This is a genomic window from Paenarthrobacter sp. NPDC090520, from assembly GCF_044769205.1.
In the GTDB taxonomy this organism is placed as follows: Bacteria; Actinomycetota; Actinomycetes; order Actinomycetales; family Micrococcaceae; genus Arthrobacter.
Map to the genome: position 1 here is coordinate 40,745 of NZ_JBIVXM010000001.1, position 22,110 is coordinate 62,854.

A 22,110-nucleotide genomic window follows, 5' to 3' on the forward strand; every position below is an offset into this window, starting at 1 on the left:
TCCGTGGCCCGACGCATGTGAGATGCCTTACGGCCGCCCCGGATTTGCCCACTTCAAGGCCGCCCCGGTGTGCACCGGGGCGGCCCGGCAAAGTAGTCTTGTTTGGTGACTACTCCCACCGCACCCCAGACTTCCCAGAAGCCGGTGCTGGTTGTTGACTACGGTGCCCAGTACGCGCAGCTGATTGCCCGCCGCGTCCGCGAAGCGAATGTGTATTCGGAGATTGTTCCGCACACGTTCACCACCGAGCAGCTTCTGGCCAAGAACCCGGCAGCCATCATCCTGTCCGGCGGACCCTCCAGTGTCTACGCCGAAGGAGCTCCGAACGTTGGAGCGGACCTTTTCGAGGCCGGAGTGCCCGTCTTCGGCATTTGCTACGGCTTCCAGGCCATGGCCAACGCCCTGGGTGGCAAGGTTGCCCAGACCGGCCTGCGGGAGTACGGCGCAACTGAGGCCCTCCTTGTTGGCGACGCACGTTCCATCCTTGACGGCGTCCCGGTGTCCCAGAACACCTGGATGAGCCACGGTGACTCCGTCCATGAGGCACCCGAGGGCTTCGAGGTGCTGGCAACGACCGCCGGAGCTCCAGTGGCCGCCTTCGCCAATGAGGAGAAGCGCCTTTACGGTGTGCAGTGGCACCCTGAAGTGAAGCACTCCGTCCTTGGCCAGCATGTCCTCGAGAACTTCCTGTTCAAGGGTGCCGGACTGACCCCTAACTGGACTACCGGGAACATCCTTGAGGAGCAGGTGGAGCGCATCCGCCAACAAATCGGCGACTCCAAGGTTATTTGTGGCCTCTCCGGTGGCGTTGACTCGGCCGTAGCAGCAGCACTCGTTCAGCGTGCCGTGGGGGACCAGCTGACTTGTGTGTTCGTGGACCACGGACTTCTTCGTGAAGGCGAAGCCGAGCAGGTGGAGCGCGACTTCGTGGCCGCCACCGGCGTCAACCTCTACGTTGCCAACGAGCAGGAGCGCTTCCAGTCCGCTCTGGCAGGGGTCAGCGATCCCGAGACCAAGCGCAAGATCATCGGCCGGGAATTCATCCGCGCCTTCGAGGAGGCGGAGCGGGCCATCATCGCCCAGGCCGCTGCCGAAGGCGAAAAGATCAAGTTCCTGGTCCAGGGCACGCTTTACCCGGACGTCGTCGAGTCCGGCGGCGGCGAGGGTGCAGCGAACATCAAGAGCCACCACAACGTGGGCGGGCTCCCCGAGGACCTGCAGTTCGAACTCGTGGAGCCGCTGCGCGCGCTCTTCAAGGATGAGGTTCGCGCTGTTGGCGCCCAGCTGGGACTGCCGCAGGAAATCGTCGGCCGCCAGCCCTTCCCTGGCCCCGGCCTGGGCATCCGCATCGTGGGGGAAGTGACCAAGGAGCGGCTGGACCTGCTGCGGAAGGCCGACGCCATTGCCCGTGCGGAACTGACCGCCGCCGGCCTGGACAACGACGTGTGGCAGATGCCGGTAGTGCTGTTGGCGGATGTCCGAAGCGTCGGCGTGCAGGGTGATGGCCGTACTTACGGCCACCCGATCGTGCTGCGTCCCGTATCCTCCGAGGACGCCATGACGGCCGACTGGTCCCGCCTGCCCTATGACCTCCTGGCCCGGATCTCCAACCGGATCACCAACGAGGTGGACGGTGTGAACCGCGTGGTGCTGGACGTGACCAGCAAGCCGCCGGGAACCATCGAGTGGGAATAGCAGTGTGAATGGCCGGTCTCCTTCGGGAGGCCGGCCATTGTGCTGACCGCCTGGACCATGCTTTGCGGGACTGTGAAATGACGGCGAATTTTGCCATGTCCAGTGTTGCGGAGCGGGCTCCGGGCGTATTCCCGCTACCCTCGAAAGTATGCCGGTATGGTCCAAGGCGTCTAAAGCTAGTTCAGAAAAGAAGGCAGAAGTTGTGTCATTAGGTCAAGGCCACGAAGAGGACTCCGAAGAGCTCCGGAAATGGCTGTCTGGACTTAAGCCCGTTACCGGGGCGGACACCATGCTTCGCTTTGTCAAGACGCCGGAAGGCGCAATCGACCTCAGCACGGCGCACCCGTCCGGCCTGGCACAGTTGCTCGCAGGACGCCGAACACGCTTGTCCACGCTGATCCGGGACCGCCAGCAATACCTGGTTGCTGCCCGTGCCGCGCGCAATATCCGTTCCAAGATCTTTGAACTCGGCAACGACCGTGGCATCGAGGCGGGCTACCTTTCTGCTGGAACCGTGGTGTGGACTTCCGCCGTAGGAGGCAAACCGCAGCGCGTTTCGGCGCCCGTCATGCTGACCGCCATCACGCTGACCGTCCGTCCTGGAGAGGACGACTTCGAGCTGCAATTGACCGAACAGGCCCGGATGAACCCCGCCTTGGTTCGGCACCTCAAGACTGTCCATGGCATTGTGTTCGACGTCAACGCGGTAGCACGGATGGCGTACAACACCGCGCGGCTGGATCCGCAGCCGGTCCTCGACCGCCTCGCCACGCTGGTACAACCGATCCATGGTGCGGACGTTGAGTTCAACCTGCTGGTAACCACGCTTGCCGACCTCTCCGGCAACCTCGACGATCCTTGGATCAACATGAACAACCCCACCGTGGCCGCATTGGCTACGGCGGCCAATGGCGGCGACGTGGAGCCCGAGCCGATCAAGGCCGGTCGTTTCCCCAGCCTGGACGAGCGCGATCCCGCCGACGAACTCCTGCTCCTGGACGCCGACACCGACCAGCAGTACGTGGTGGATGCTGTCCGCGCCGGCGATTCCCTGGTGGTCAGCACGCCTCCCGGCAGCGGACAAACGCAGACAGCCATTAACGCGGTTGGTGCGTTGGTGGCTGAGGGCAAGTCCGTCCTGGTGGTGGGGGAGCGCCAGTCGAGCCTCGCAGCCCTCTCTGCGCATCTTGACACCCTGGGGCTCGAATCGATGCTTTTCCGCCCCGGCAACGGCACTACGCCGCAACAGCTGAAGGGTCAGCTGGTCCGGGCCATCATGCGGAACGAGAAAGCCCTGGAACCCCAGCTGGGCAACCTCCACGAGACCTTGACGGGGCACCGCCATGCCCTGACGGACCATGTGGCTTCGCTGCACAACGTGCGTGAACGGTGGGGCTGCTCGCCGTACCAGGCCATGCAGTCCCTCGCCGAGCTGACGTCCATCCACCCGGCCCCGTCCACCACCGTGAGGCTCAAGCGCAGCGTCCTGGACAACATCAAGGACCGCGAGGAACTGGCCGGCCGCCTGCGCCGCGCTGCGGAACTGGGCAGCTTCAGCAAGGCATCCACGTCCAGCCCTTGGTACGGTGCTCGACTGGTCACGCGCAAAGAGACCGAGGAAGCGCAACAGCTTGCCCGGCTGGCCGAGGAGAAGCTTCCTGTCCTTCGCGACCGGATGAAGCAGTTGGCCGACCATGCCGAGATCCGGCTCGGGGAGACGTTCACCGAGTGGGGTACCCAACTCGAGCTGCTGATTGCCGTGCGTGAGAGCCTGGACAAGTTCACCCCGGACATTTTCGACCGTCCCGTCCATGACCTCATCTCCGCTACGGCGAGCTCTTCCTGGCGCCGCGAACGCAACCTTGAGATGCCGTCCATGCAGCGTTCCCGTTTGCGCCGGGTAGCCAAGGAATACGTGCGACCAGGTGTCCACATCGCAGATCTCCATAGCTCGCTGGTCCTGGTCCAGGAGCAGCGCGCGTTGTGGGCCGGCTACGCCACCACCCAGCGGCATCCCGCCGTGCCTTCCGGCCTTGCCGACCTTGGGGCGCTTTACCGCGAACTCGACGGCGAGTTGCAGCGTCTTGGCGAGGCCCTCCAGCACACCTCCGATGGCGGCTCCCTGCACGGAAGTCCCTACACGGAGCTCATGGAACGGCTGGAACGGCTTGTAGCCGATACCGCCACCTTGGAAACCCTTCCTGAACGCACCCTCCTGATTGAGCAGATGCGTGAGCATGGACTGGGCGAATTGCTGACCGACCTTGCCGCGCGTGAAGTCCCTGCCGCATCCGTCGCGGCCGAGCTTGACCTCGCGTGGTGGCAGTCTGCGCTGGAAGCCATGATCAGCGGCGATGACTACCTTGCCATGTCCGACGGCGATTCGCTGCGGCAGCTGGAGGCCGAATTCCGCTTGGCCGACCAAGCGCATATTGCCAGTGGTGCCGCACGCCTGCGGTGGCAGCTGGCCAGCCGGTGGCGCCAAGGAATCGTGGAACACCCGCGCCAGGCAGAACTGCTCCGCGCCCTGCTCAAGGATGGCCGGGTGACACTCCCGGCATTGAGCGCCCAGGCACCCGACCTGGTGCCGCTGTTGGTCCCCGTGTGGTCGGTCAGCCCGTACCTGCTGACGGGGGTGCTTCCCGCTGAGCAGAAGTTCGATGCCGTGGTGATCATCGACGCCGAGTCGACGTCCCTCCAGGCAGTGCTCCCGGCCATCGCCCGTGCCCGCCAGGTCATTGCCTTCGGCGACGCGAAGATCGCCAACGCCCGAACCTTCAGCGTGGCAGTAGAACCTCCAGTGGCCGGAGTTGCCAGCCACGAACCCGTGGACAGTGCCTTCACCGCGCTGGCGAGGGTCCTGCCGACGTGGCAACTGAACTGGGTGTACCGGGCCGTGGACGAGGACCTGGTCCTCCAGCTCAGCAAGAACTATTACGACGGCGGGTTGCGGCGCCTCCCGGACGGCAGCTCCGTGACAGGCTTGGACCGTTCCATCCTGGTGGAGTACATCCCGGACGGTACCGGACTTCCCGGGGCGGACCATGAGGGTGTGGAATCCGTGACGGCGGAGGTCAACCGCGTGGTGGACCTTGTCTTCGAGCACGCCCGGCTGCGCCCCCGCACGTCCTTGGCCGTGGTTACTGCGAGCCTGCGGCATGCGGCCCGCATCGGTGAAGCGATCAGGCTCCAGTTGCCCAACCATCCGTTGCTCTCTGCTTTCTTTGGTGCGGGACCGGAGTCCTTCCGAGTGGTGGATCTGGAGCGCGCACAGGGACTGGTGCGGGACCATGTGATCTTCTCCTTGGGATATGGCCGCACGCCGCACGGACGAGCCCTGCATTCCTTCGGGCCATTGTCCGTTGATGGCGGACGCAACCGCTTTGCCCTGGCCATGACCCGAGCCCGCCGTTCCCTGCACGTGCTGAGCTGCTTCCGTCCTGAAGACCTGGACCTGGACCGCTTGTCGCACGGTGCCGTGGACTTCTATGAGTTGCTGGACCGGGAACTGTCCGGGAACAGCAACCTGGGCACGCCGGCATCCCGCGCCGTGGCCAGTGAGCAGGCCCTCGGCGAGGATCCGCTGGTGGCCGATCTTGGCGACCGCCTGCGGGCGCGGGGAGCGCGGGTATGGCACCTCTATGACGGAGTGCTGGACATTGCTGCCGCCGCCGATCCGGTCCACACGATTGGCCGGGAAGGTGCCGAGGTCCCCACCCCCGTGGCCATTGAATCCGACGGCACCGAGCGTTACCGGCGGATGAGCGTCCGGGAACGCAGCAGGTTGCGCCCCCAACTGCTGGAGCGGATGGGCTGGCGGTACATGTCCCTGTGGACCATCGAGGTGTTCACTGATCCCTCTTCCTGCGCTGACCGTATTGGTTCCTACTTGGGCCTTGAGAACCACCTGCCGCAAGCAACCTCCGTCCCGCACCATGGTTTCCTGGACATGGACGTAGAACAATTGGACGTGGGCAGCGTCCACGGTTTCGTGGCGCGCCCGTCCGCGGTCGGGTCTCGGGACCGCGCGGACAACACGGAACGTGAAGTTGTGAAAGAAGAGCCAGTGAGCACTGAAGAACCTGCCGTGGAGCCTGCACAGAAGGACGGGCAGCCCGAGGAAATGGGCCAGGAAGCACTGTCGAACGCTTCCGACGGTTCCGAAGAACCGGCCTCCGTCGACCAGGAGTCGGGTAGGGCCAACGAGACCCGTGAGGCGAACGAGTCCCGTGAAGCGAACGAGTCCCACGAGGGCTTGGAGTCCGAAAAGAGCGCGGAGGACGAAGACTCGAAGTCCGGGGCTGTGAAGCCCGCCTCCGCGGGAATCCTGCCCAACAAGGCCGCGGAGGACGACCCCCGCCGGTGGGGCGACGAGTCCGGCTACGACCACGATCAGTGGCTGAAAGAGCAGCGGCCGCCTCACTGGGGCTGATCCCGGACGCTGATCAAGAGGTATTGATGAGCACGAAGAAGAGCTTGCCTTGCGTGGATGCGCCGGCAAGCTTTTCTGCTTGCTGAGGGTCTGCCGCTACCACGACCAGGCCGTCGGTATCGCTTGTTCCCAGCCAGGGCCCGGCCTTCCCGCCTTGGCCCGACGTCCAGAGCACGGGGACGGGGCCAGCGAGAGTCTGGTTCTGGCGGGATCCTTCGTAGGAGTCAGCAGGGGTCAGCACCACGTTGACGAGTTGTCCGGGGGAGAGCAACTGAATGGACGAGGGATCGGCCATGCGCAAGGGAACTGCTGCGGATCCTGCGGGCGCCCCTATGAGAAGACCCGGCCCCAGGAGATTCGCTTCGGTAGGAATTTGTCCCTTGGCCAAGGGCGAAGACAACTGGCGTCCGGCCAGCGATGCGGGGTCGCCAATGGCCCCCGAAATTGCCATGTCCTGTGGGACACCCATGCTGATGAAGTCTCCTTGGCTGAGACTTGTCCCCGCGGGCAGGTCCCGGGCGGCCACCACAATGCTGATGCGGTGCTCAGGGGCGGGAGTGAGCTGCTGGACGGCGATGCCGGCCGCCACGCACAGCAGAAGGGCTACGAGCAGCCGGCGGTGACGGGCAAGGCGGGAAAGGAACAGCAGCCGGGGGAGGCTGCCAGACGCGGGCACTGACGGACGCCCGGACGTGTAGCGCGTGCGGACTCCGCCATGTGCATGGCGCGTTCGGGCAAAGCGAGGAGAGGACGGTGAGTGTGGCATGACGCCACGCTAACCACCGTCACCGGCCGTCAGGCAGTGGCCTGCAGCCCTATGTGGATAAGTGGGTCTAGCTCGCGGCAGCGGCGGGCGCCGGCGTGGCGGCCGGTGCAGATGCCGGTGCCGGTGCAGCCGAAGGTGCAGCAGAAACGGTGCTGCTGCCCTTGGAATCGCGGGAATCCGTGCGGTAGAAGCCGGAGCCCTTGAAGACAACACCGACGCTGTTGAACTTCTTGCGCAGGGCGCCCTGGCATTCCGGGCACTTCGTCAGCGAACTGTCCGAAAACGACTGGACGATGTCAAAGGCATGGTCACAGTCTTTGCAGGCGTATGCGTATGTGGGCACTGAATTCCTCCTCAGGACAAACGTCAGGTCCTGTGCAGCCTCGGGCGGAGGGATCTCCGCCTTAGCAGTCGCAGGGCCTGAGTGCCAATTCTATCATCCGGCTGTTCAACCGCCACCCTGAAGTTGCCGGCCGTACGCCACCATAACTACCTGCCGAGCCGCACAATTCCCGATGGCGTGAGGGCCTCGGGGACGGGCTGGTCAAAAGGCTCGGCCGGGATGGCGCCGGAAGGCAACACATCGTCGTCGTACGTCACCGCGATGGTGCGGGGCTGCCGGCCCGAGGCGCCGAGGCCTTGGAGGAAGCGGTCGTAGTAGCCGCCGCCCTGGCCGATCCGGTTGCCGTCTCCGTCCACAGCCGTGGCAGGCATGAAGATGCCGTTGGCGTGCGCGGCGGCATCCGCGCCGTGCCGCTCGCCCTCCGGTTCGTCAATCGGTGCGTATTCCGAGCGGAGGAAGACCGTCTCCGGGGTCCAGAACACCCAGCTCAGTTGCCTGTCCGGCTCGCACACCGGAAGCAGGATCCGGTGGCCGTCCTGGTGCAGGGACTCGATCAGGGGGAGGGTGGGAGGCTCGAAGGCCACGCCCAAGTACACGGTGAAAGTCCCGGGGGCGCCGCCTGAAACGTCCTTGGCCCACGCCGTTCCGTGGGCCGCGAGGGCGTCGCCGGCGATTGCTATCTGCTCAGGAGTCAGCGTGCGACGGTGCAGCCTGCGGGCGGCACGTATTTCTTCCTTCGATGCCATGATTGTCCGTTCCGTCGGTGCTTTGCCGGTTGGGGCGCCAGTGCCCCAACCAGCCAATTCACCGACAATTTGTGTGTCCCGGCACGGCGGGGGTTTACCTTTTGATGTGTTCCGTCCGTTACATTAGTCCGGTGACTCACCATAACAATGCTGTCCGTAAGGCCGTCATCCCCGCAGCGGGTCTTGGTACCAGGTTCCTCCCCGCCACGAAGGCGATGCCGAAGGAAATGCTGCCCGTGGTTGACAAGCCAGCCATCCAGTATGTGGTCGAAGAAGCCGTGAAAGTTGGACTGCATGACGTCCTGATGATCACCGGCCGCAGCAAGCGTGCGTTGGAGGACCACTTCGACCGTGTTCCTGCGCTTGAAGCCACTTTGGCGGAGAAGGGTGACACGTCCAAGCTCGAAGCCATCCAGTCGGCCACCAACCTTGGTGACATCCACTACGTACGCCAAGGCGACCCGAACGGCCTGGGCCACGCTGTCCTCCGCGCAAAGCAGCACGTAGGACACGAACCTTTTGCCGTCCTGCTCGGCGACGACCTGATCGATCCCAAGGACGATCTCCTGAGCGAAATGATCGCCGTGCAGCAGAAGACCGGCGGATCCGTGGTGGCCCTTATTGAAGTGGAACCGTCCAAGATCAGCGCCTATGGTTGCGCAGACGTCGAGGAGAACGGCGAGGAGGGGTACGTCCGCATCAAGCAACTGGTGGAGAAGCCTTCCGTTGATGAAGCCCCCTCAAACCTTGCCGTGATTGGTCGCTACGTGCTGCACCCGGCCGTCTTCGATGTCCTCGAGAAGACAGCTCCGGGCCGCGGCGGAGAAATCCAGCTGACCGACGCTCTCGAGGTCCTGGCCCGCGGCGAGGGCGAAGGCTACGGCGTCTACGGCGTGGTCTTCCGTGGCCGCCGCTACGACACCGGAGACAAGCTGAGCTACTTGAAGGCCTGCATCGAGTTGGCCTGCGAACGAGAAGACCTTGGTCCCGAGCTCCGCGAGTGGCTGCCGGACTTCACTGCCACCCTTCCCCAGTAACACCCGGATGTACGGCTCTGCGATCTGGCCGGTGACGCTGGAAAGCGGAGACCTGGTGCTTCGGCCCATCCGTTACCGGGACAAGCGGGAATGGTCCGAGGTCCGCTCGCGTAACAGTGAATGGCTGGCTCCTTGGGAGGCCTCCAACCCCGCACCGGGTGGGAGCCTCCCAAGCTACCGCCAGATGGTGGCCTCCCTGAACCAACAGGCGCGCCAGGCCACCGCCCTGCCGTTCATCATCGCCGAGTGGACACCCGGCTTCCGGGAACCGCGCATCGTGGGGCAATTGACGGTTTCCTCGATCGTCTGGGGTTCGGCCATGATGGCCACCCTGGGGTATTGGGTGGACAAGGACCGCGCTGGACACGGAATCGCTCCCACCGCTGTGGCGATGGCGACGGATCACTGCTTCCGGACGCTTGGCCTGCACCGCATGGAAATCAACATCCGGCCGGAAAACGCACCCAGCCTGCGCGTGGTGGAGAAACTCGGCTTCCGGGACGAGGGCTACCGCGAAAGGTACCTGCACATCAACGGGGAATGGGCAGACCACAGATCTTTCGCGCTGACCTCCGACGAAGTTCCGCACGGACTCCTGGAAAGCTGGCGGGAAGGAAGAAAGGGCAGGTCATAGGCCCTTTTGGGGCTTCCCGGGAATCATTTAGGGACTCGCGGGCGACACACCGGCAGGAATGCCACGGCACCTGACGATTTGCTTCTACGGTTTTGAATGTGGACTTCCCTCTCAGCAGCTCAGTGATACTCGTTGTCACTGTCGCGCTCTGGATGGTGTGGGTCGCGCCCTATGTTTTACGCAAAGGGCGGCCACAGGTCCAAACGGCCACCGGGCCGGGAGAGCCATTCGAGGACGAGCCCGACGAGACGCAGCCAGGGGTGGTATTGGCCTTGGCACCTCAGCAGGAGAAACCGATGGAGACCATGCACAGCACAGCACAGGCGTCGCCCCTGGAATCCCGCGTGGCTGATGCGACTCCCCGGAAAACGTCCGGTACCCCGTTCACTATCCGGTACGCCCGTCTGACGTTGGCCTTGTCCGGCCTGATCCTCCTCCTGACGGCCGTGGTTTCCGGCATTGTCCGGCTCTTTGGGCAGGGCTCCATCTGGTTGCCGTTGGTGTCATTCCTCGGTGCCGTGCTCGCTGTCGTCGTTTTGCGGCAGCTTGCCTTGCGTGATCTCCGCGAACGCCGGGCACGCCGTGCTGCCCAAAAGGAATCCATTCCCACTCCCGCCCGGTACCTGCCCAAGGAACCGCCCATGGAGGCCAAGGAAACTCCTGTTTTCGATGCCGAGGCAGACGGCGAAAAGGCGAGGCTTTCCGCCGTCGAACTTCGTCAAGCGGCACTGGCCGTAGCCCTCGCCGCCGGCGACACATCTGCCGAGGCCGCACCCGAAGACGGTGGCACCCCGTGGAAGCCCGTTGAGGTTCCCAAGCCCACCTACGTTGGCGCAGCCAAGGCAAACCGGCCTGCGCCGGAGCCGCTGGTCCTCCCCGAGGCCCCCAAGCCCGTCGGGAAGCCGGTCCTCAAACAGGGTGCGGAGCAGGCTGATGCCGCCACGCAGGTTCGCACTCCGGCCAAGGGGCACAGCGCCCTGAGCAATCTGGACGACGTCCTGCAGCGACGCCGGGCCTAGCCGCCCATGGCGGTGGTCTCCGTCGCCGGCGGCACCGGGCAGGTGGGCCGCGAAGTAGTGCGGCGTGCGCTGGGCCAGGGGCACACGGTCAACGTCCTCAGCCGCCACGTACCACCCGCCGGTTCCGCGAAGCATCACGACGGCGCCACCTACTACGCGGGTGACGTCACCACCGGCGTGGGGTTAGCGGCCGCGGTGGCGGGTGCCGACGTCGTGATCGACTGCCTGGAAGGCCAGTTCGGAAAGGCGAAAAAGCACTTCGCCGACGGCGGTTCCCGGCTTCTGGGCGCCGCCCACCAGGCGGGCGTTCCCAAGGCGGTGGCGTTGTCCATCATCAATTGCGACAGGAGCAGTTACTCCTTCTACGTTTCCAAGGCCGCGAAGGAACGCGTCTACGCCGACTCGGCCTTGGAGACCGTGGTGGTGCGGGCAACGCAGTTCCACAGCCTCGTGGAGATGGTGTTTGCCGCCGGTGCCCGCGTAGGGCTTATCCCAGTGTTCAAAGGCGCCAGGTTCCAGACGATCTCGCCTTCGGACGTCGCCCGGGCGTTGCTTGAGGAAGCACTGGCGCCGCGTTCCCCCAAGAACCACCGGATGAGGACGGTGGGTGGTCCTGAGGTGCTGAGCATGCAGGACATGGCACTGTCCTGGAAGGCGGTCACGCGATCACATGGACGGGTAGTCGGGTTCCCGTTGCCCGGCCCCATGGGTCGCTACCTCCGTGCAGGGCTCAACCTGGCGCCAGGAGAAAAGTACGGGACGGAGTCGTACGTGTCGTGGTTGGAAAAGCGCCGGGAAACTTTATAGCCTAGGGACACTGGCCACGCCGTACAGCATGGTCCAGGGGCTATAGCTCAGTTGGTAGAGCGCTTCGTTCGCATCGAAGAGGTCAGGAGTTCGAATCTCCTTAGCTCCACAGAGAAAAAGCCCGCCTGACCTGCGAAAACGCAGGCTCGGCGGGCTTTTCTGAATTCCAAGCAAAACTGGGCGTACCGCAAACGTACCGCAGGGCTCATCCCCGACGGCTACTGTGTGCTCAAGTCACCGCCCATCCGCGGTGGTAAGTATTGCTATATGGAACAACAAGAAACCGGTTCAGATAAGTTGAATGTTCAAGGTGCAGATTCAACTGAAACGATGAATCACGCCCACATGCGTTGGTTGAGCCTAACGGCGCAGGAGATGGCGGATGATTGGGATCGAATCTACAGCCAAACATCAAAGGACAAGAGCCGCACCCAGGAGGGTGGCAAAGAAATACAGACCGCTTGGGCAGAATTTCTTCGCAACTGGCTTCCCCCGACCTATGAGGTTGCCCAAGAGAAGTACATTATTGGTGAAGTGGATACAGGCGACACGGCCTTCGAAACTGACATCGTGGTATTTCGACCAGGTTACCCAACTGCACTGCGCCGCAAGCCGCAGGTTCTGGCCGCCGGCGTCGCCGCGGCATTTTCTGTTAAGAGCACAATACGAGCAGCGTCGATTGAAGAAGCAACCAGACGGTGCGCTCAAACTCAGAGGAGCCTCTCGCCGCGAGTTGGATCCCTTCGAAGGGAATTAGTCCGCCCGTTTCCGTACGGGCTCCTCGCCCATTCGCACGACTGGAAACAACCCGATTCTCACCCAGCTGAAAACGTGTCCAGCGAACTGTTCCGCCGCGACATGGAACATGCTCACCACCCACGAGAATCAATCGATCTTATCTGCGTCCCCGATCTGGGAACATGGGCCAAATTCACTAATTTCTTTCCTCCGCTCAACTTGGGAAGGGAAGCGACCGGAAACCTACCCGCAGACCTTGCCCTCGCCATCCAAGGTGACCTATCTGGCGGACAGTTGACGACCGCGCATATTCCCACACCAAACGCGGGTGGCGGCCAGGCCATAGCCGTATTCCTTACGGCTCTCTATACTCACCTCGGAATGAGCGACCCCGACCTTGAAGCTCTGGCGGACTCCTTCAGCCAAACAGGCGGCTTGGTAAGCGGCTCTGCCAACCAAAGAAGCTGGGATGTCGCGGAAGTTCTGACAGAACCGGTCATCGAATCCGCCGCGACCCATACCGGCGCTCCATTCATGAACGGCGAAAACTCGCGCCACTTCGGTAGTAGCTTGGGGTGACAAATTTGGCAAAGTCAGACGGGTGAGATCTCGGACAGTCACTGTCCTTGGTCTCTCTGCTGATCCAGCTCGCTCGCAAGCAGCTGCGGCGGAGTCAGAGGATGCTGCACCAAATACGGGCCTCCCCAGAAGCCGATTAGGATCAACTGGCAGTCGCCGGTTGAATTGAACCAAGTATTGAATGATGGAGGACCGAATGCGTGACCTGTTCCGCGGTTATCACAAGCCCACGACGACGGAGATCGAGAGAATCTGGGAAGAGGGGATTATCACCCTCGACACTAATCTTCTGCTGTTCTTTTATGACGTCCGTGAGTCGACGGCCAACGAGCACTTTGATGCTCTGTCACAGCGTCAGAATCGCCTTTGGATTCCGTACCAGGTCGCAGATGAGTTCTACCGAAACACCCATAAGCAACGTGCGAAGCAGACCGAAGCGCACAGGCAGCGGATCAACAGGATCACGACTTTCAAGAACGAGCTTGGCAATTTCCCCACGCAGTCCAGGCTGAAGGCTACAGCGGCTCAGGGAGCATCAATCAGCGCCTTGGAGGCCTACCTCGATGAGCTGACTGATGAGCTCAAAGCGATTAGCGAACTGACTGACCCGAAGAACCCGGACGTCATTCTGGATCGCATCACTCAGCTATTCGATGGCCGCATCGGCCCGAAGCCCGGGAAACAGCAGTTGGATGGCCTCTTCAAGGACGGGGCCAAACGATTCGCTGAAGAGGTTCCGCCTGGCTACATGGACGCCAAGAACAAACCCGGGAACCGAAAATTTGGTGACTACCTGCTTTGGAAACAGCTCATGGAGCACGCGGCGTCGGAGAAAAGGGACGTCATCTTTGTCACGGAGGATAGCAAGGAAGACTGGTGGATGAAGCTGCACCCGTCAATTCCCAGGCCCGAACTGATCCAAGAGTTCCGGGAGGAAACTGGGCAGGACATACTGATCATGAAGAGCGCGCACTTCTACCAGAGGCTGGTGCGCGAAACCGTGGGGAGTGACCGTCAGGGCGAAGTTGAAGCCGCGTTGCAGGAAATGGAAGCTGTTGCCGAGGCGCAAGCAGCATCTCGTGAGTTCACGATAGACTCCATCATGCATCAGGTCACACTCGCGCATCCCGTGGGTGCAACCCCGAACGCAATTGCATCTGCTCGCCAACTCCTGCTTAACCGCGTGGCAGAGGGCTGTGAGCTTGATAACACTGCGCTGGATCTGGCCCTTCGCGAAGCCGTAAGAGTGGATCACGCGCAAGTTGTCTCTGAAATAGACGTCATCGAATCCAGAGCCAACGCTCTCGAAGCTCAAATGGTGTACTTTCCTCCTGAAAGCGCGGAGGCCGAGCACTGCCGGCGACGGGCCGAAGACTACCGCAGCCCCATTTGCCACTTGGTCGATAGGCGAACACAGCTGGAAGTGTCAGGGATGCTGCCGTGATCCTGGCCAGCCCATCTGAAACGAAGTGAACTCTCAGACTTCCCCCGGGGAAGGTCAAGGTCCGTTCGCTACGGTCCAGAACATGAACAACGAGTCCTCATTGCCCAACGCCGCTGACTTGAACAGTCAGGCGGAAAATCAATATCGGCCGGAACCGGTGGAGACTGGTGATGACTTCATTGAGATGGATTACACACTGAGCCTTGGCTTAGCTGAAGACGAACTTGAAGCTTGGGATCGGTAACCACCAATAAACGACGAATAGACCCCCACCCCGCGAGGGTGGGGGTCTATTCGCCGGCACCTACACGACGTCGCAGAGCAACTGTTCGTAGGGGCTGACAATCTTGATGCGCCCGGCCAGTTCCTCGGCGCGGATGTATTCCGTGATCGAGGTTAGGGTTGCCGTGTCCATGTAGCCAGCCGTGTTGATTCGAGACGGGTGCAGCATGAATTGCATGGCCGTCTTGGTGGCCTTCGCTTGCTCAACATAGCCCTGCACGTAGGCGAGGTTTTTGTTGTCGATCGTGGCGTGGCCCATGCCTTGCCGGACCATACCATCTTGGACGCGTTTCTCGGTGGTCAGGTAGCCGGCAACAACGGCGTGATTCTGGAGGATGAAACGAATGCCGTCGGTGTCGGTGAATTCGGGCAGGGTCTGCCCGAAGATGAAGTCCCCGAAGTTGGTGCCGGTAGAACCTGGAGGCGCAAGTCCGAAGATCTTCCCAGCGGCGGCCGGGAGCTGCGATTCCAGTTCCGTGAGTCCGTCCTTGATGGCTGCCTTCCAGGCAGCTTCGGAGTTGTCCCCGGAACCGTGGTCCTTGGTGTGGTTCCAGATTTCCGCGAGCCCGGCAGCAACCCAGGCATTCACCATTGCCTGGGTGACGCCGACATTCTCCGACCGGTCCCACTGACCGGAGCAAAGCGCCAGCGAGTACTTCCAGCCATATGCTTCGAAGATCGCGCGGACATAGGCGTTGAAGTTCGCCAGGCCGTGGTCGAACCTGAAAGCAATGGTCGCGGTTGTGACTCTGCGTCGTCCGCCCATCTTCTGGGTGAAGTTGCTGATGAGCACCGAGTTGGCCAGCCCCGCGTCGCTGGCCACCGTCGCCGGCGGTGCGGTGGGCGCAGGGTTGTCGTGCTGCCAAGTCGGCCATGAACCGCTCGCGGTCCGGGCGATACGGCTGAAGCGCGCGTAGTTCCCGTCCGCCACATAGATTTCGATTCTCTCCTGGCCAGCGCTTTGGCCGGGAAAGGTGGCGATTTCGAGTACAGCGGCGTCAGCCAGCGTTACCCCGTTGAGCTGCGGGAGGCCGGTCATGGTCGCTGCCGAGGTGGCGTTAGAGATGATCCAAGTCCCAGGGGTTCGGAACGTCCCTAGGTTTGTCCCCTCAGGGAGCGGGCCCTTGACCTGACGATCAGACTCCCAAGCGGAATCCCATGTTGATGCGGAACGTGTAGTCCGCGACCACAACGAGATGTTCCCGCCTGTGAGAGGGATGCCTATACCCTTCTGAGTTACCAATGTTGAACCAGGGTCCTTGGTCACCAACACCTGCCCGGGGACATTGAATGGCAGGTTGAGCATCGTGGCCGCGGACGTCGAGGAAGCAATATGGTAAACGCCGGTTTCACGCAGGGTATTGATGTCCGTTCCATTGGCCAGCACTCCCCGATTCCTCAACGAACTGGCCACCATGGATGCTGCAACGGAAAGATTCCAGTTCGTATCCGAATATGCGGCGGCCGAGGTGAAACTGACTTTGGCAGTCACCAAATCGCCGCTCGGAGCGACAACCATCTGTCCCGCCGCGTAAGCCGTACTTGCCTTCCACTTTGGTATGAGTCCGGTGGCGGACTGGGCCATCGACGCCGCCGAAGCCGCCACAGTCGGGTTGCTGGCCACAACCTCAGCAGCAATAGCAGGGATGTCTGCGCGGATAATGCCGGCATCCACCTGCGCATCCGTCGGTGCCTGTGCATTCAGCGCGGCCTCCGCAGCCTTGGCTTCTGCCGCCTCTGCAGCATCTTTCGAAGCCGCGGCTTCCACTCGCATACCCTCAAAGCTGGACCGAATGACCCTCAATCCGCCTCCGACCAGGCGGACTTGCGGTGATGGGGCGAGAAATCCTGGCACGAATGCCTCGGAAGAAGAAGTGAGAGGATTAGCGAGCGCCAGCCCCTTCAGATCCTTCAGAGCTAGGGGTGTGGTCTCGTTGGTATCCGCTACATCGTAGACGGTAATTGCGGCGTTAGCTGCTCGCTCGAAGGCGTAAGGATCCGCCACGAGTTCCGATTCGAAGGCGTAATCAGGCAATCTATTCTCCTGCTATTGGTGTGTTGCTCTTCGCTCTATCCGGAGCTAGGAACGGCAAGAACTTCCGAGTCCAGTCGATGACCTTCGGCATAGCCGAGACTCGAGCCAGGAGGGCCGAGGTGGCCGTGATAGTTGTGGCCGCCCCTACCAGCCAAGCAGTCAGCGCGGCCGGCAACTGGTGACCGAACGTATTCACAACGTCCTGCAAGATCGGTGGCAAGATTACCAGCAATCCCACGAAGGCTGGAATGCCGACCTGGAACGCGGTCCGCACGGCTGTCTTCCAAGGGTACTTGGCCTGAGTGGTATCAATTGCGGAATGATCAGCCATGGCTAGCCTCCTGCTTCAGATCGGGGGCGGCCTCGATGGTGACCGTCGCGGTGATTCTGCCCAGGTTGCGATCAATGGCCGCGTCGATGGTCTGCTTGATGAACTCCGGATCGGCTCCGGAGCCAGCGGCGAGCGCTTGAACAGCGGCGGTTAGGCCGGCGAGCTGGGCTTCGTTCCGGAGCCCCAGTGTTTTGGAGTCGGCAATCTCTTGGTCGAGGTCAATCTTTTGACCATCCCTGACGACTTTGGACTTGACCACCCTGCGGGGTATGTCATCGATGAGATCGATGAGTGATGCACCGTAGAGCATCGACTGTCCACCATTGGCGATGGCATCAACAACGAAGTCGAGTTTCTGCTGATTGGACATTTTGGAGGTGCTGACACGAGCTGGCATTTCTTTTTCTCCTTAGGGGATTGATAGACCGAGGTCGAGCAGCCACTGCTCATCGACCGAGTAAGACTTGGGGGAGGTCGCGCCGTACCACCGAGAGGGGTCGGTACGGCCGTAAATGAGTCCACCGCTCGACCGGAAAGACATATCGACTAGAGCTTCGACATGAAGGTGTGCCGCAACGAAACTTGTGCGACTCGCCGTGTTCCCGCTGAGGGCGACCTGGTCACCTTCCTTGACGACGGTGCCTTGTGGGGCAATGTCGTTGCTTGAGAGGTGACCGTAGAGGCTGTACAGAAGCCCGTCGCTGCGGTTGTCGTGCCGGATGACAGTGAGAATGCCAGGGAACCGTTTGTAAACGTAGAAGCGTTGCCGGTATCCCCAGTCGGATTCGTCTCCGGCCATATCCTCTGCCCATCCTGCCCAGACCACTACGCCGTCTGCGAGCGCATGAACTGGTGTGCCGATGGGACAAGCTATGTCTTCTCCTGCGTGGCCGAAGGGCTGGTAGTCGCCGTATTGGGCCACGAGCTGCTGCACGATGCTGCCTCTGGGGTTGCCCGCGACTCCCGCTGTTGCGTAGGAGCCGAAGCCTTGGGACTGTGGCCATTTGCTATCGACAGGTCTCACGCTTGACCTCCCTTTGGTTGGGTTGTTGTTGATGGTGCTGGTAGCGCTGCAGCACAGGTGTAAGTGGTGGAGCCCGGCGGGTTTGGTGTGCAGGTGTAGGCGATCCCGGATTTGGGATCAGTGAATGAGAACGACGTCGGTGCGGCCCCGTCCTTGCCGTCCACTCCGTTGGCACCTGCTGGGCCAGCTGGCCCCATCGGTCCGGCAGGGCCGAGCGCTCCGGTGTCACCCTTTGGGCCTTCTGGCCCGGGGACTGTGGAGTCAACGCCGTCAGCTCCGTTGGCGCCGGTCGCGCCAGCTTCACCCGTGTCGCCTTTGTCGCCTTTCGGGCCGGCTTCTCCCTCTGGGCCTTGGATGCCTTGCGGGCCGGGAACGCCTTGTATTCCTTGTACTCCCTGCGGTCCTTGGCTCGGTTCGGTTGCTGCCTTTTCAAGGTTCCGGCAGGTTTCCGAAGCTGCTGCGCTCTGATCCGTGGACTGGCACAAGGTGTCGGTGGCGGCCTGCGCGAGGTTTTGCTTCTCCTGGGCCTGCTCCGCCCCGTAGGCGGCGTTCGCGACTGCCAGGCGATGATTATCGAAGGCCAGCCATCCCGCAGCAGCCACGGCCACGAGCAGGAGAAGAGAAAGGCCAGCAAGCAGGAGCTGCGTCCGCTTGCTGGCCCTTCGCGACTTAGCGGCCTTTTCCGATGCTTCTTCGAGCGCCTTATCACTCGCTGTCGTCATTGTCATCCTCCGTCGGCCATTCGGCGGGATCGGGTTGGATGTCATTCGTCAGCAGCTGCTCCCGCCATTTGCCGGCTGCTGCCTTGATCCGGGCGAGCTTGCGATTCGTGCGACGGCGCTCCTTCTGGAACCCCGTGGCCTGCTTCTCAAGCTCCGCTTTGTGCTCGGCGTCCTTCTGGGCCGCCTCCGCTTCCAGCGTGGCGATTCTTTCCCTCAGGAGTTCTTCCACGGCCGCCTCCCGTCGCTCGCGTTTCTTGTCAGCCCGGTCGATGAGTTTCCATGCACCTGTACCGAGTGCCGTGAGCCCCCCAACGAGCGCAGTGATGAGCGCTGGCTCCACACGCCTGCCCCTCCTATGCCGCGGCCCAACTCAACCCGCCGGTGAGTATGATCCAGAACTTGTCTTTTGGGATGACGCCAGTGTTGGTTGCCTCAAACTCGATGTGCCCTGCTTTGCTGGGGTGGCCGTTCGGGTAGACATACAGAAAGACTCTGCCCAGCGAGGTCGTGACGATCGGTTCGAACGCTTCCAAGGAAGCTGGCCGGTGGCTTGGATCTACCTCGCCGACCTTGAAGCGACCGTTAGGGATGGCTTTGTCAACGTTTACGGTGGCTCCGGAAGCTCCAATGGCCCCTCCGAAGTAGACCCGCCCGTCCGCGTGTTTCCGCGTGTTGGGAGTCGCATAACCAGCGGCAAGTGGAGCGTAACCGCCGGAGAGTGCAACCGGCTTTTGATCGGGCGCATCGCTCGACCACCCCGGGGTGCCGTTGCCGTCCATACCGTAGAACCACGTAACAGAACCAAGGCGAACTTCAGCCCCAAGACGGGCAAGGTAAGAGCGGGCAGCGTCGTCCCGGATGATTACGCCGCCGTTTGCCGCCCAGCAGCGGAGATCCACCACAGCTTCTGGCTGTGTCTGATTCTCCTTAATCTGCACCAAGGCAATGGGCTGATCATCAATGTCGCCCGGGCCGAACAGCCGCGATCCAGAGACAGCCCGGGATGAACCGCCTTGAATGATGACGAACTGCGAGACGCCGGCCGTTGGGTTCCAGTCTCGACGGACCGCCACGGTATCCCAGCGAGCGCCTGACGCGGACGGGGCGAACTGCAGGGTCTCGTTCTGGCTGGTCTGGTCAGTCACTCCACAGCCCCAGCCTTTGCCGGCCGCGATGGAGATTGTCCGAGTCGCGTTGGCGACGATGCTGACTTTCCAGTCGCCAGCTCCGTTAACGCCGTACTTCGATCCTCCGATGAACGAGTCCCCGAAGGCGTTGGCCCACGCGTCTTCTGTGTAGGGCTTCGCGGGGGTGGTGTCATACCCTCGGGAAGTGAAAACGACAGGCATCAGCGACGCTCCTGGTTCCGCAGCCCCTTGCAGAGGGCAGCAATTCGTTGCGCGAAGATCCGCGCTGGCTGGTTGATGATTTCGCCGATCATGGGATTGACCTCGGCGTACTCCGGGGAGACCCATTTGAGGCTGACTTCGCGGATGGGCTGGGTGATGACCAGACCATCGGCCACCTCGACAGGCACAGTCATGCCCTCCCGAAAACCGCCCTCGCCGTACTGGAAGATCCCAGTGCCCACGAGTTCGAGAGTCAGCCCGTTTTTCGGCCCGGCTTCGTCCAAGGTTTCGCGGCCGCGAGCGTCCATGACTGACGGGGTGTTGTCGTCGCGGGCGTCCCGGAAGGTCTCGGCCCTTATGCCGTACTGCGCTTCCCTGTCTGGATCGATTAGCTGCCGGAAGTTCCGGGCTGTTCCTTCTCCCTGGCCGCCGATGATCACGCGGGAAGCTGTTGGGCGGCTTCGGTTCCATTTGACGCCCTTCAGCGTCCTACCCTTCGCCCGCAGCGTCCTGGGATAGGTTCCGCTGTCGTAGACGTCCAGGACCAGACTCGATCCGACTTGCTGCACCGTGACGCCGAGGCCGGCGTTTTCGACTGCCGGGAACAACTGATCGAACAAGGGATGCATGCGCAGGGGCACCCCGCCGGGGATCACGGCCCCACGGTTGAGGTTCGGCGCCACCGACAGTCCAGGGACGCCCATGCGGGTGACCCCGTTCTCCTGAACCGCGGCTTTGACGATGGCCTCGGCTGTTCCGGTATAGGTCCGGTACTCGGCCGCGCTCTGGTTGTCGATGGCGGATCCCGGTACCGGCCAGCCGAGGATGTCCTTCAGGACGGCGAGATCTCCCTCAGCGTGGAAAGTCACCGAGCCTTTGATGCCGTTCGATTCGCCGCTTTCGTTCATGATCGGCCCGGAGAACAGATGCTTCTTGCGGAACATCACCTTCATACGTGCCCCGTCGGCCATCAAGTCCCCGATGCGTTCATGCGACAAGGGCACCGTCAGGTCGAGAGTGGAGACCATGTTGTGCCGCATGATGCCGGCGAGCGCCGTGGGGTTTCCGATTTGGCCCCTGAATTGCCGGTTCTTGTCGTAGACGGCGATCCTGAAGATGCTCACCATGGCCTCCTGTAAAGGGTGGGTAGCCGGGCTTCGACGGTGCCGGTTCCTTCGAGGGAGAGTGAGAGTTTGACCTTGGCCCCGGGCGGGATGGGCGGGAAGTCCGCTTCTCCGAGGTCGGCCGTCCGGTCTACGGGGTTGATGAGATCGACGCCGATGATTCGTTCGGAGGGCTTCTTTCGTTCGTCCTGGTCCAGTTCGAGCTGGGCGGGGGAGACGTCGTACTGGATCGCTCCGATCCTGTCCGGGTCGGATTCGATGACCAAGCACTTCCCGGCCGGGACGGGGAAGGGCACGTGCGCGACGTCGCCGTTGATCCCTACCGCTGCTTCAGAGGCTTCACCGTCGATGAACCAGCTGGCAAAAGATTCGGCGTCGCCGGGGTTGTCGATGGTGGCGAGTTGGATGTCGGCTCCGGAGCTGATGTTGAACAGATGCGGCCCGGTGGTTTCGAAGAAGGGCAGATAGTCCGGGTTTTTCCACGAAGCGACGACCGGGTTACCTTCCCAGTGCGGCCGCTCGGCAACGAAGTTGATGCCGTACGTCTGCCAGCCGTACCGGGCCGGGTCGTAGGTGACCGTGTGGTCCCCGTCGTCCCGGAAGCGCAGCCGGAGTGACCTGGTGACGCCGCCGCCGGGGTGGAAGATGGTCCAGACTCCGGTGTCGCCCGGGTCCATCCCTTCCCAGAAAGCCCGGTCCCGCTTGATCCATGCCTCGGAACCCTCATCGTGGTAGATGTGAACTGGCCAGAAGACGCTGCGGTCCAGGACCGATATGCCTTCGTGCCGGGAACCAGCCACGGCGGGGGAAGTGGTTGCGTGCCGTTCGGTGGTGACCGAGCCGAGGCCGCGGACGCCCGGCATCAGGAACAACCCTGATGCCGGGTCCGTCAGCGGCCACGTGACGCCCTTGGCGGTCCACGTCATCTTCGTCCTCGTCCACGGGCTCACCGCTGGCTGCGGCGGCGTGTACGGGGTCGCGTAACTGATGCCCATCGGGCCTC

General features: G+C 62.5%; 21 protein-coding genes and 1 tRNA gene. 10 read left to right on the forward strand and 12 right to left on the reverse strand.

Annotated elements, in window-relative coordinates:
- The first annotated feature begins 105 nt into the window (after window positions 1-105).
- Complete coding sequence (guaA, locus tag ACIQTZ_RS00185) at window positions 106-1,695, forward strand: glutamine-hydrolyzing GMP synthase (RefSeq protein WP_402976398.1); 1,590 nt, start codon at window positions 106-108, stop codon at window positions 1,693-1,695.
- Between the two features lie 148 nt (window positions 1,696-1,843).
- Window positions 1,844-6,127: an AAA family ATPase gene (locus ACIQTZ_RS00190; protein ID WP_402976401.1), complete on the forward strand. Its 4,284-nt coding sequence runs from the start codon at window positions 1,844-1,846 to the stop codon at window positions 6,125-6,127.
- 13 nt (window positions 6,128-6,140) lie between these two features.
- Here the strand turns inward: ACIQTZ_RS00190 and ACIQTZ_RS00195 are convergent, their stop codons facing one another.
- The 3 genes from ACIQTZ_RS00195 to ACIQTZ_RS00205 form a co-directional block, all read right to left on the reverse strand.
- On the reverse strand, window positions 6,141-6,893 hold the full coding sequence (locus ACIQTZ_RS00195; RefSeq protein ID WP_402976404.1) for a Flp pilus assembly protein CpaB: 753 nt from the start codon (window positions 6,891-6,893) through the stop codon (window positions 6,141-6,143).
- 67 nt (window positions 6,894-6,960) lie between these two features.
- Complete coding sequence (locus ACIQTZ_RS00200) at window positions 6,961-7,236, reverse strand: FmdB family zinc ribbon protein (protein ID WP_402976406.1); 276 nt, start codon at window positions 7,234-7,236, stop codon at window positions 6,961-6,963.
- A gap of 146 nt (window positions 7,237-7,382) precedes the next feature.
- Entirely contained in the window at window positions 7,383-7,982 is a 600-nt protein-coding gene (locus ACIQTZ_RS00205) for a 5-formyltetrahydrofolate cyclo-ligase (protein ID WP_402976408.1), read from the reverse strand.
- Between the two features lie 104 nt (window positions 7,983-8,086).
- Between ACIQTZ_RS00205 and galU the strand changes: the two genes are divergently transcribed.
- The 8 genes from galU to ACIQTZ_RS00245 all read left to right on the forward strand — a co-directional run bounded on the left by galU (window position 8,087) and on the right by ACIQTZ_RS00245 (window position 14,484).
- A complete protein-coding gene (gene galU, locus ACIQTZ_RS00210; protein ID WP_400329321.1) occupies window positions 8,087-9,019 on the forward strand; it encodes a UTP--glucose-1-phosphate uridylyltransferase GalU in 933 nt (310 codons plus the stop codon).
- Window positions 9,020-9,026: 7 nt separating this feature from the next.
- Window positions 9,027-9,653 carry a GNAT family N-acetyltransferase gene (locus ACIQTZ_RS00215; protein ID WP_402976411.1) on the forward strand — a complete coding sequence of 209 codons (627 nt, stop codon included), beginning with the start codon at window positions 9,027-9,029 and terminating at the stop codon, window positions 9,651-9,653.
- A gap of 152 nt (window positions 9,654-9,805) precedes the next feature.
- Window positions 9,806-10,672 carry a hypothetical protein gene (locus tag ACIQTZ_RS00220; RefSeq protein WP_402977249.1) on the forward strand — a complete coding sequence of 289 codons (867 nt, stop codon included), beginning with the start codon at window positions 9,806-9,808 and terminating at the stop codon, window positions 10,670-10,672.
- 6 nt (window positions 10,673-10,678) lie between these two features.
- The gene (locus ACIQTZ_RS00225) at window positions 10,679-11,479 is read left to right on the forward strand and encodes an SDR family oxidoreductase (RefSeq protein WP_402976414.1); all 801 of its coding nucleotides are present in this window, start codon (window positions 10,679-10,681) and stop codon (window positions 11,477-11,479) included.
- Window positions 11,480-11,515: 36 nt separating this feature from the next.
- Window positions 11,516-11,588 (forward strand) — tRNA-Ala (locus ACIQTZ_RS00230).
- A gap of 158 nt (window positions 11,589-11,746) precedes the next feature.
- Window positions 11,747-12,796 (forward strand): DUF6602 domain-containing protein, encoded by a 1,050-nt coding sequence (locus ACIQTZ_RS00235; protein WP_402976417.1) that lies wholly within the window; start codon window positions 11,747-11,749, stop codon window positions 12,794-12,796.
- 196 nt (window positions 12,797-12,992) lie between these two features.
- On the forward strand, window positions 12,993-14,240 hold the full coding sequence (locus ACIQTZ_RS00240; RefSeq protein WP_402976420.1) for a PIN domain-containing protein: 1,248 nt from the start codon (window positions 12,993-12,995) through the stop codon (window positions 14,238-14,240).
- Window positions 14,241-14,322: 82 nt separating this feature from the next.
- On the forward strand, window positions 14,323-14,484 hold the full coding sequence (locus tag ACIQTZ_RS00245) for a hypothetical protein (RefSeq protein ID WP_402976423.1): 162 nt from the start codon (window positions 14,323-14,325) through the stop codon (window positions 14,482-14,484).
- Between the two features lie 60 nt (window positions 14,485-14,544).
- Here ACIQTZ_RS00245 and ACIQTZ_RS00250 read toward each other — a convergent pair whose 3' ends face one another.
- The 9 genes from ACIQTZ_RS00250 to ACIQTZ_RS00290 all read right to left on the reverse strand — a co-directional run bounded on the left by ACIQTZ_RS00250 (window position 14,545) and on the right by ACIQTZ_RS00290 (window position 22,102).
- Complete coding sequence (locus ACIQTZ_RS00250; protein ID WP_402976426.1) at window positions 14,545-16,296, reverse strand: hypothetical protein; 1,752 nt, start codon at window positions 16,294-16,296, stop codon at window positions 14,545-14,547.
- A 262-nt stretch (window positions 16,297-16,558) separates the two neighbouring features.
- The gene (locus ACIQTZ_RS00255; protein ID WP_402976429.1) at window positions 16,559-16,888 is read right to left on the reverse strand and encodes a hypothetical protein; all 330 of its coding nucleotides are present in this window, start codon (window positions 16,886-16,888) and stop codon (window positions 16,559-16,561) included.
- Complete coding sequence (locus ACIQTZ_RS00260) at window positions 16,881-17,285, reverse strand: hypothetical protein (protein ID WP_402976432.1); 405 nt, start codon at window positions 17,283-17,285, stop codon at window positions 16,881-16,883. Before ACIQTZ_RS00260 ends, ACIQTZ_RS00255 begins: the two co-directional genes overlap by 8 nt.
- A 12-nt stretch (window positions 17,286-17,297) precedes the next feature.
- Window positions 17,298-17,912: a M23 family metallopeptidase gene (locus tag ACIQTZ_RS00265; protein WP_402976435.1), complete on the reverse strand. Its 615-nt coding sequence runs from the start codon at window positions 17,910-17,912 to the stop codon at window positions 17,298-17,300.
- Window positions 17,909-18,634: a hypothetical protein gene (locus ACIQTZ_RS00270; RefSeq protein ID WP_402976438.1), complete on the reverse strand. Its 726-nt coding sequence runs from the start codon at window positions 18,632-18,634 to the stop codon at window positions 17,909-17,911. Before ACIQTZ_RS00270 ends, ACIQTZ_RS00265 begins: the two co-directional genes overlap by 4 nt.
- A complete protein-coding gene (locus ACIQTZ_RS00275; protein WP_402976441.1) occupies window positions 18,618-18,974 on the reverse strand; it encodes a hypothetical protein in 357 nt (118 codons plus the stop codon). The genes ACIQTZ_RS00270 and ACIQTZ_RS00275 overlap by 17 nt, the downstream gene beginning before the upstream one ends.
- Before the next feature lie 13 nt (window positions 18,975-18,987).
- A complete protein-coding gene (locus ACIQTZ_RS00280; RefSeq protein ID WP_402976444.1) occupies window positions 18,988-19,983 on the reverse strand; it encodes a hypothetical protein in 996 nt (331 codons plus the stop codon).
- Window positions 19,983-21,110 (reverse strand): hypothetical protein, encoded by a 1,128-nt coding sequence (locus ACIQTZ_RS00285; RefSeq protein ID WP_402976447.1) that lies wholly within the window; start codon window positions 21,108-21,110, stop codon window positions 19,983-19,985. Before ACIQTZ_RS00285 ends, ACIQTZ_RS00280 begins: the two co-directional genes overlap by 1 nt.
- On the reverse strand, window positions 21,104-22,102 hold the full coding sequence (locus ACIQTZ_RS00290) for a hypothetical protein (RefSeq protein ID WP_402976450.1): 999 nt from the start codon (window positions 22,100-22,102) through the stop codon (window positions 21,104-21,106). The genes ACIQTZ_RS00285 and ACIQTZ_RS00290 overlap by 7 nt, the downstream gene beginning before the upstream one ends.
- Window positions 22,103-22,110 lie beyond the last annotated feature (8 nt).

Coding starts and splice junctions, on each gene's coding strand:
- ACIQTZ_RS00190 (WP_402976401.1), top strand. CDS start 1,844: ATGCCGGTATGGTCCAAGGCGTCTAAAGCTAGTTCAGAAAAGAAGGCA.
- ACIQTZ_RS00195 (WP_402976404.1), bottom strand. CDS start 6,893: ATGCCACACTCACCGTCCTCTCCTCGCTTTGCCCGAACGCGCCATGCA.
- ACIQTZ_RS00205 (WP_402976408.1), bottom strand. CDS start 7,982: ATGGCATCGAAGGAAGAAATACGTGCCGCCCGCAGGCTGCACCGTCGC.
- galU (WP_400329321.1), top strand. CDS start 8,087: ATGTGTTCCGTCCGTTACATTAGTCCGGTGACTCACCATAACAATGCT.
- ACIQTZ_RS00215 (WP_402976411.1), top strand. CDS start 9,027: ATGTACGGCTCTGCGATCTGGCCGGTGACGCTGGAAAGCGGAGACCTG.
- ACIQTZ_RS00220 (WP_402977249.1), top strand. CDS start 9,806: ATGGTGTGGGTCGCGCCCTATGTTTTACGCAAAGGGCGGCCACAGGTC.
- ACIQTZ_RS00225 (WP_402976414.1), top strand. CDS start 10,679: ATGGCGGTGGTCTCCGTCGCCGGCGGCACCGGGCAGGTGGGCCGCGAA.
- ACIQTZ_RS00235 (WP_402976417.1), top strand. CDS start 11,747: ATGGAACAACAAGAAACCGGTTCAGATAAGTTGAATGTTCAAGGTGCA.
- ACIQTZ_RS00240 (WP_402976420.1), top strand. CDS start 12,993: ATGCGTGACCTGTTCCGCGGTTATCACAAGCCCACGACGACGGAGATC.
- ACIQTZ_RS00245 (WP_402976423.1), top strand. CDS start 14,323: ATGAACAACGAGTCCTCATTGCCCAACGCCGCTGACTTGAACAGTCAG.
- ACIQTZ_RS00250 (WP_402976426.1), bottom strand. CDS start 16,296: ATGCGAGTGGAAGCCGCGGCTTCGAAAGATGCTGCAGAGGCGGCAGAA.
- ACIQTZ_RS00255 (WP_402976429.1), bottom strand. CDS start 16,888: ATGGCTGATCATTCCGCAATTGATACCACTCAGGCCAAGTACCCTTGG.
- ACIQTZ_RS00260 (WP_402976432.1), bottom strand. CDS start 17,285: ATGCCAGCTCGTGTCAGCACCTCCAAAATGTCCAATCAGCAGAAACTC.
- ACIQTZ_RS00270 (WP_402976438.1), bottom strand. CDS start 18,634: ATGACGACAGCGAGTGATAAGGCGCTCGAAGAAGCATCGGAAAAGGCC.
- ACIQTZ_RS00280 (WP_402976444.1), bottom strand. CDS start 19,983: ATGCCTGTCGTTTTCACTTCCCGAGGGTATGACACCACCCCCGCGAAG.
- ACIQTZ_RS00285 (WP_402976447.1), bottom strand. CDS start 21,110: ATGGTGAGCATCTTCAGGATCGCCGTCTACGACAAGAACCGGCAATTC.
- ACIQTZ_RS00290 (WP_402976450.1), bottom strand. CDS start 22,102: ATGGGCATCAGTTACGCGACCCCGTACACGCCGCCGCAGCCAGCGGTG.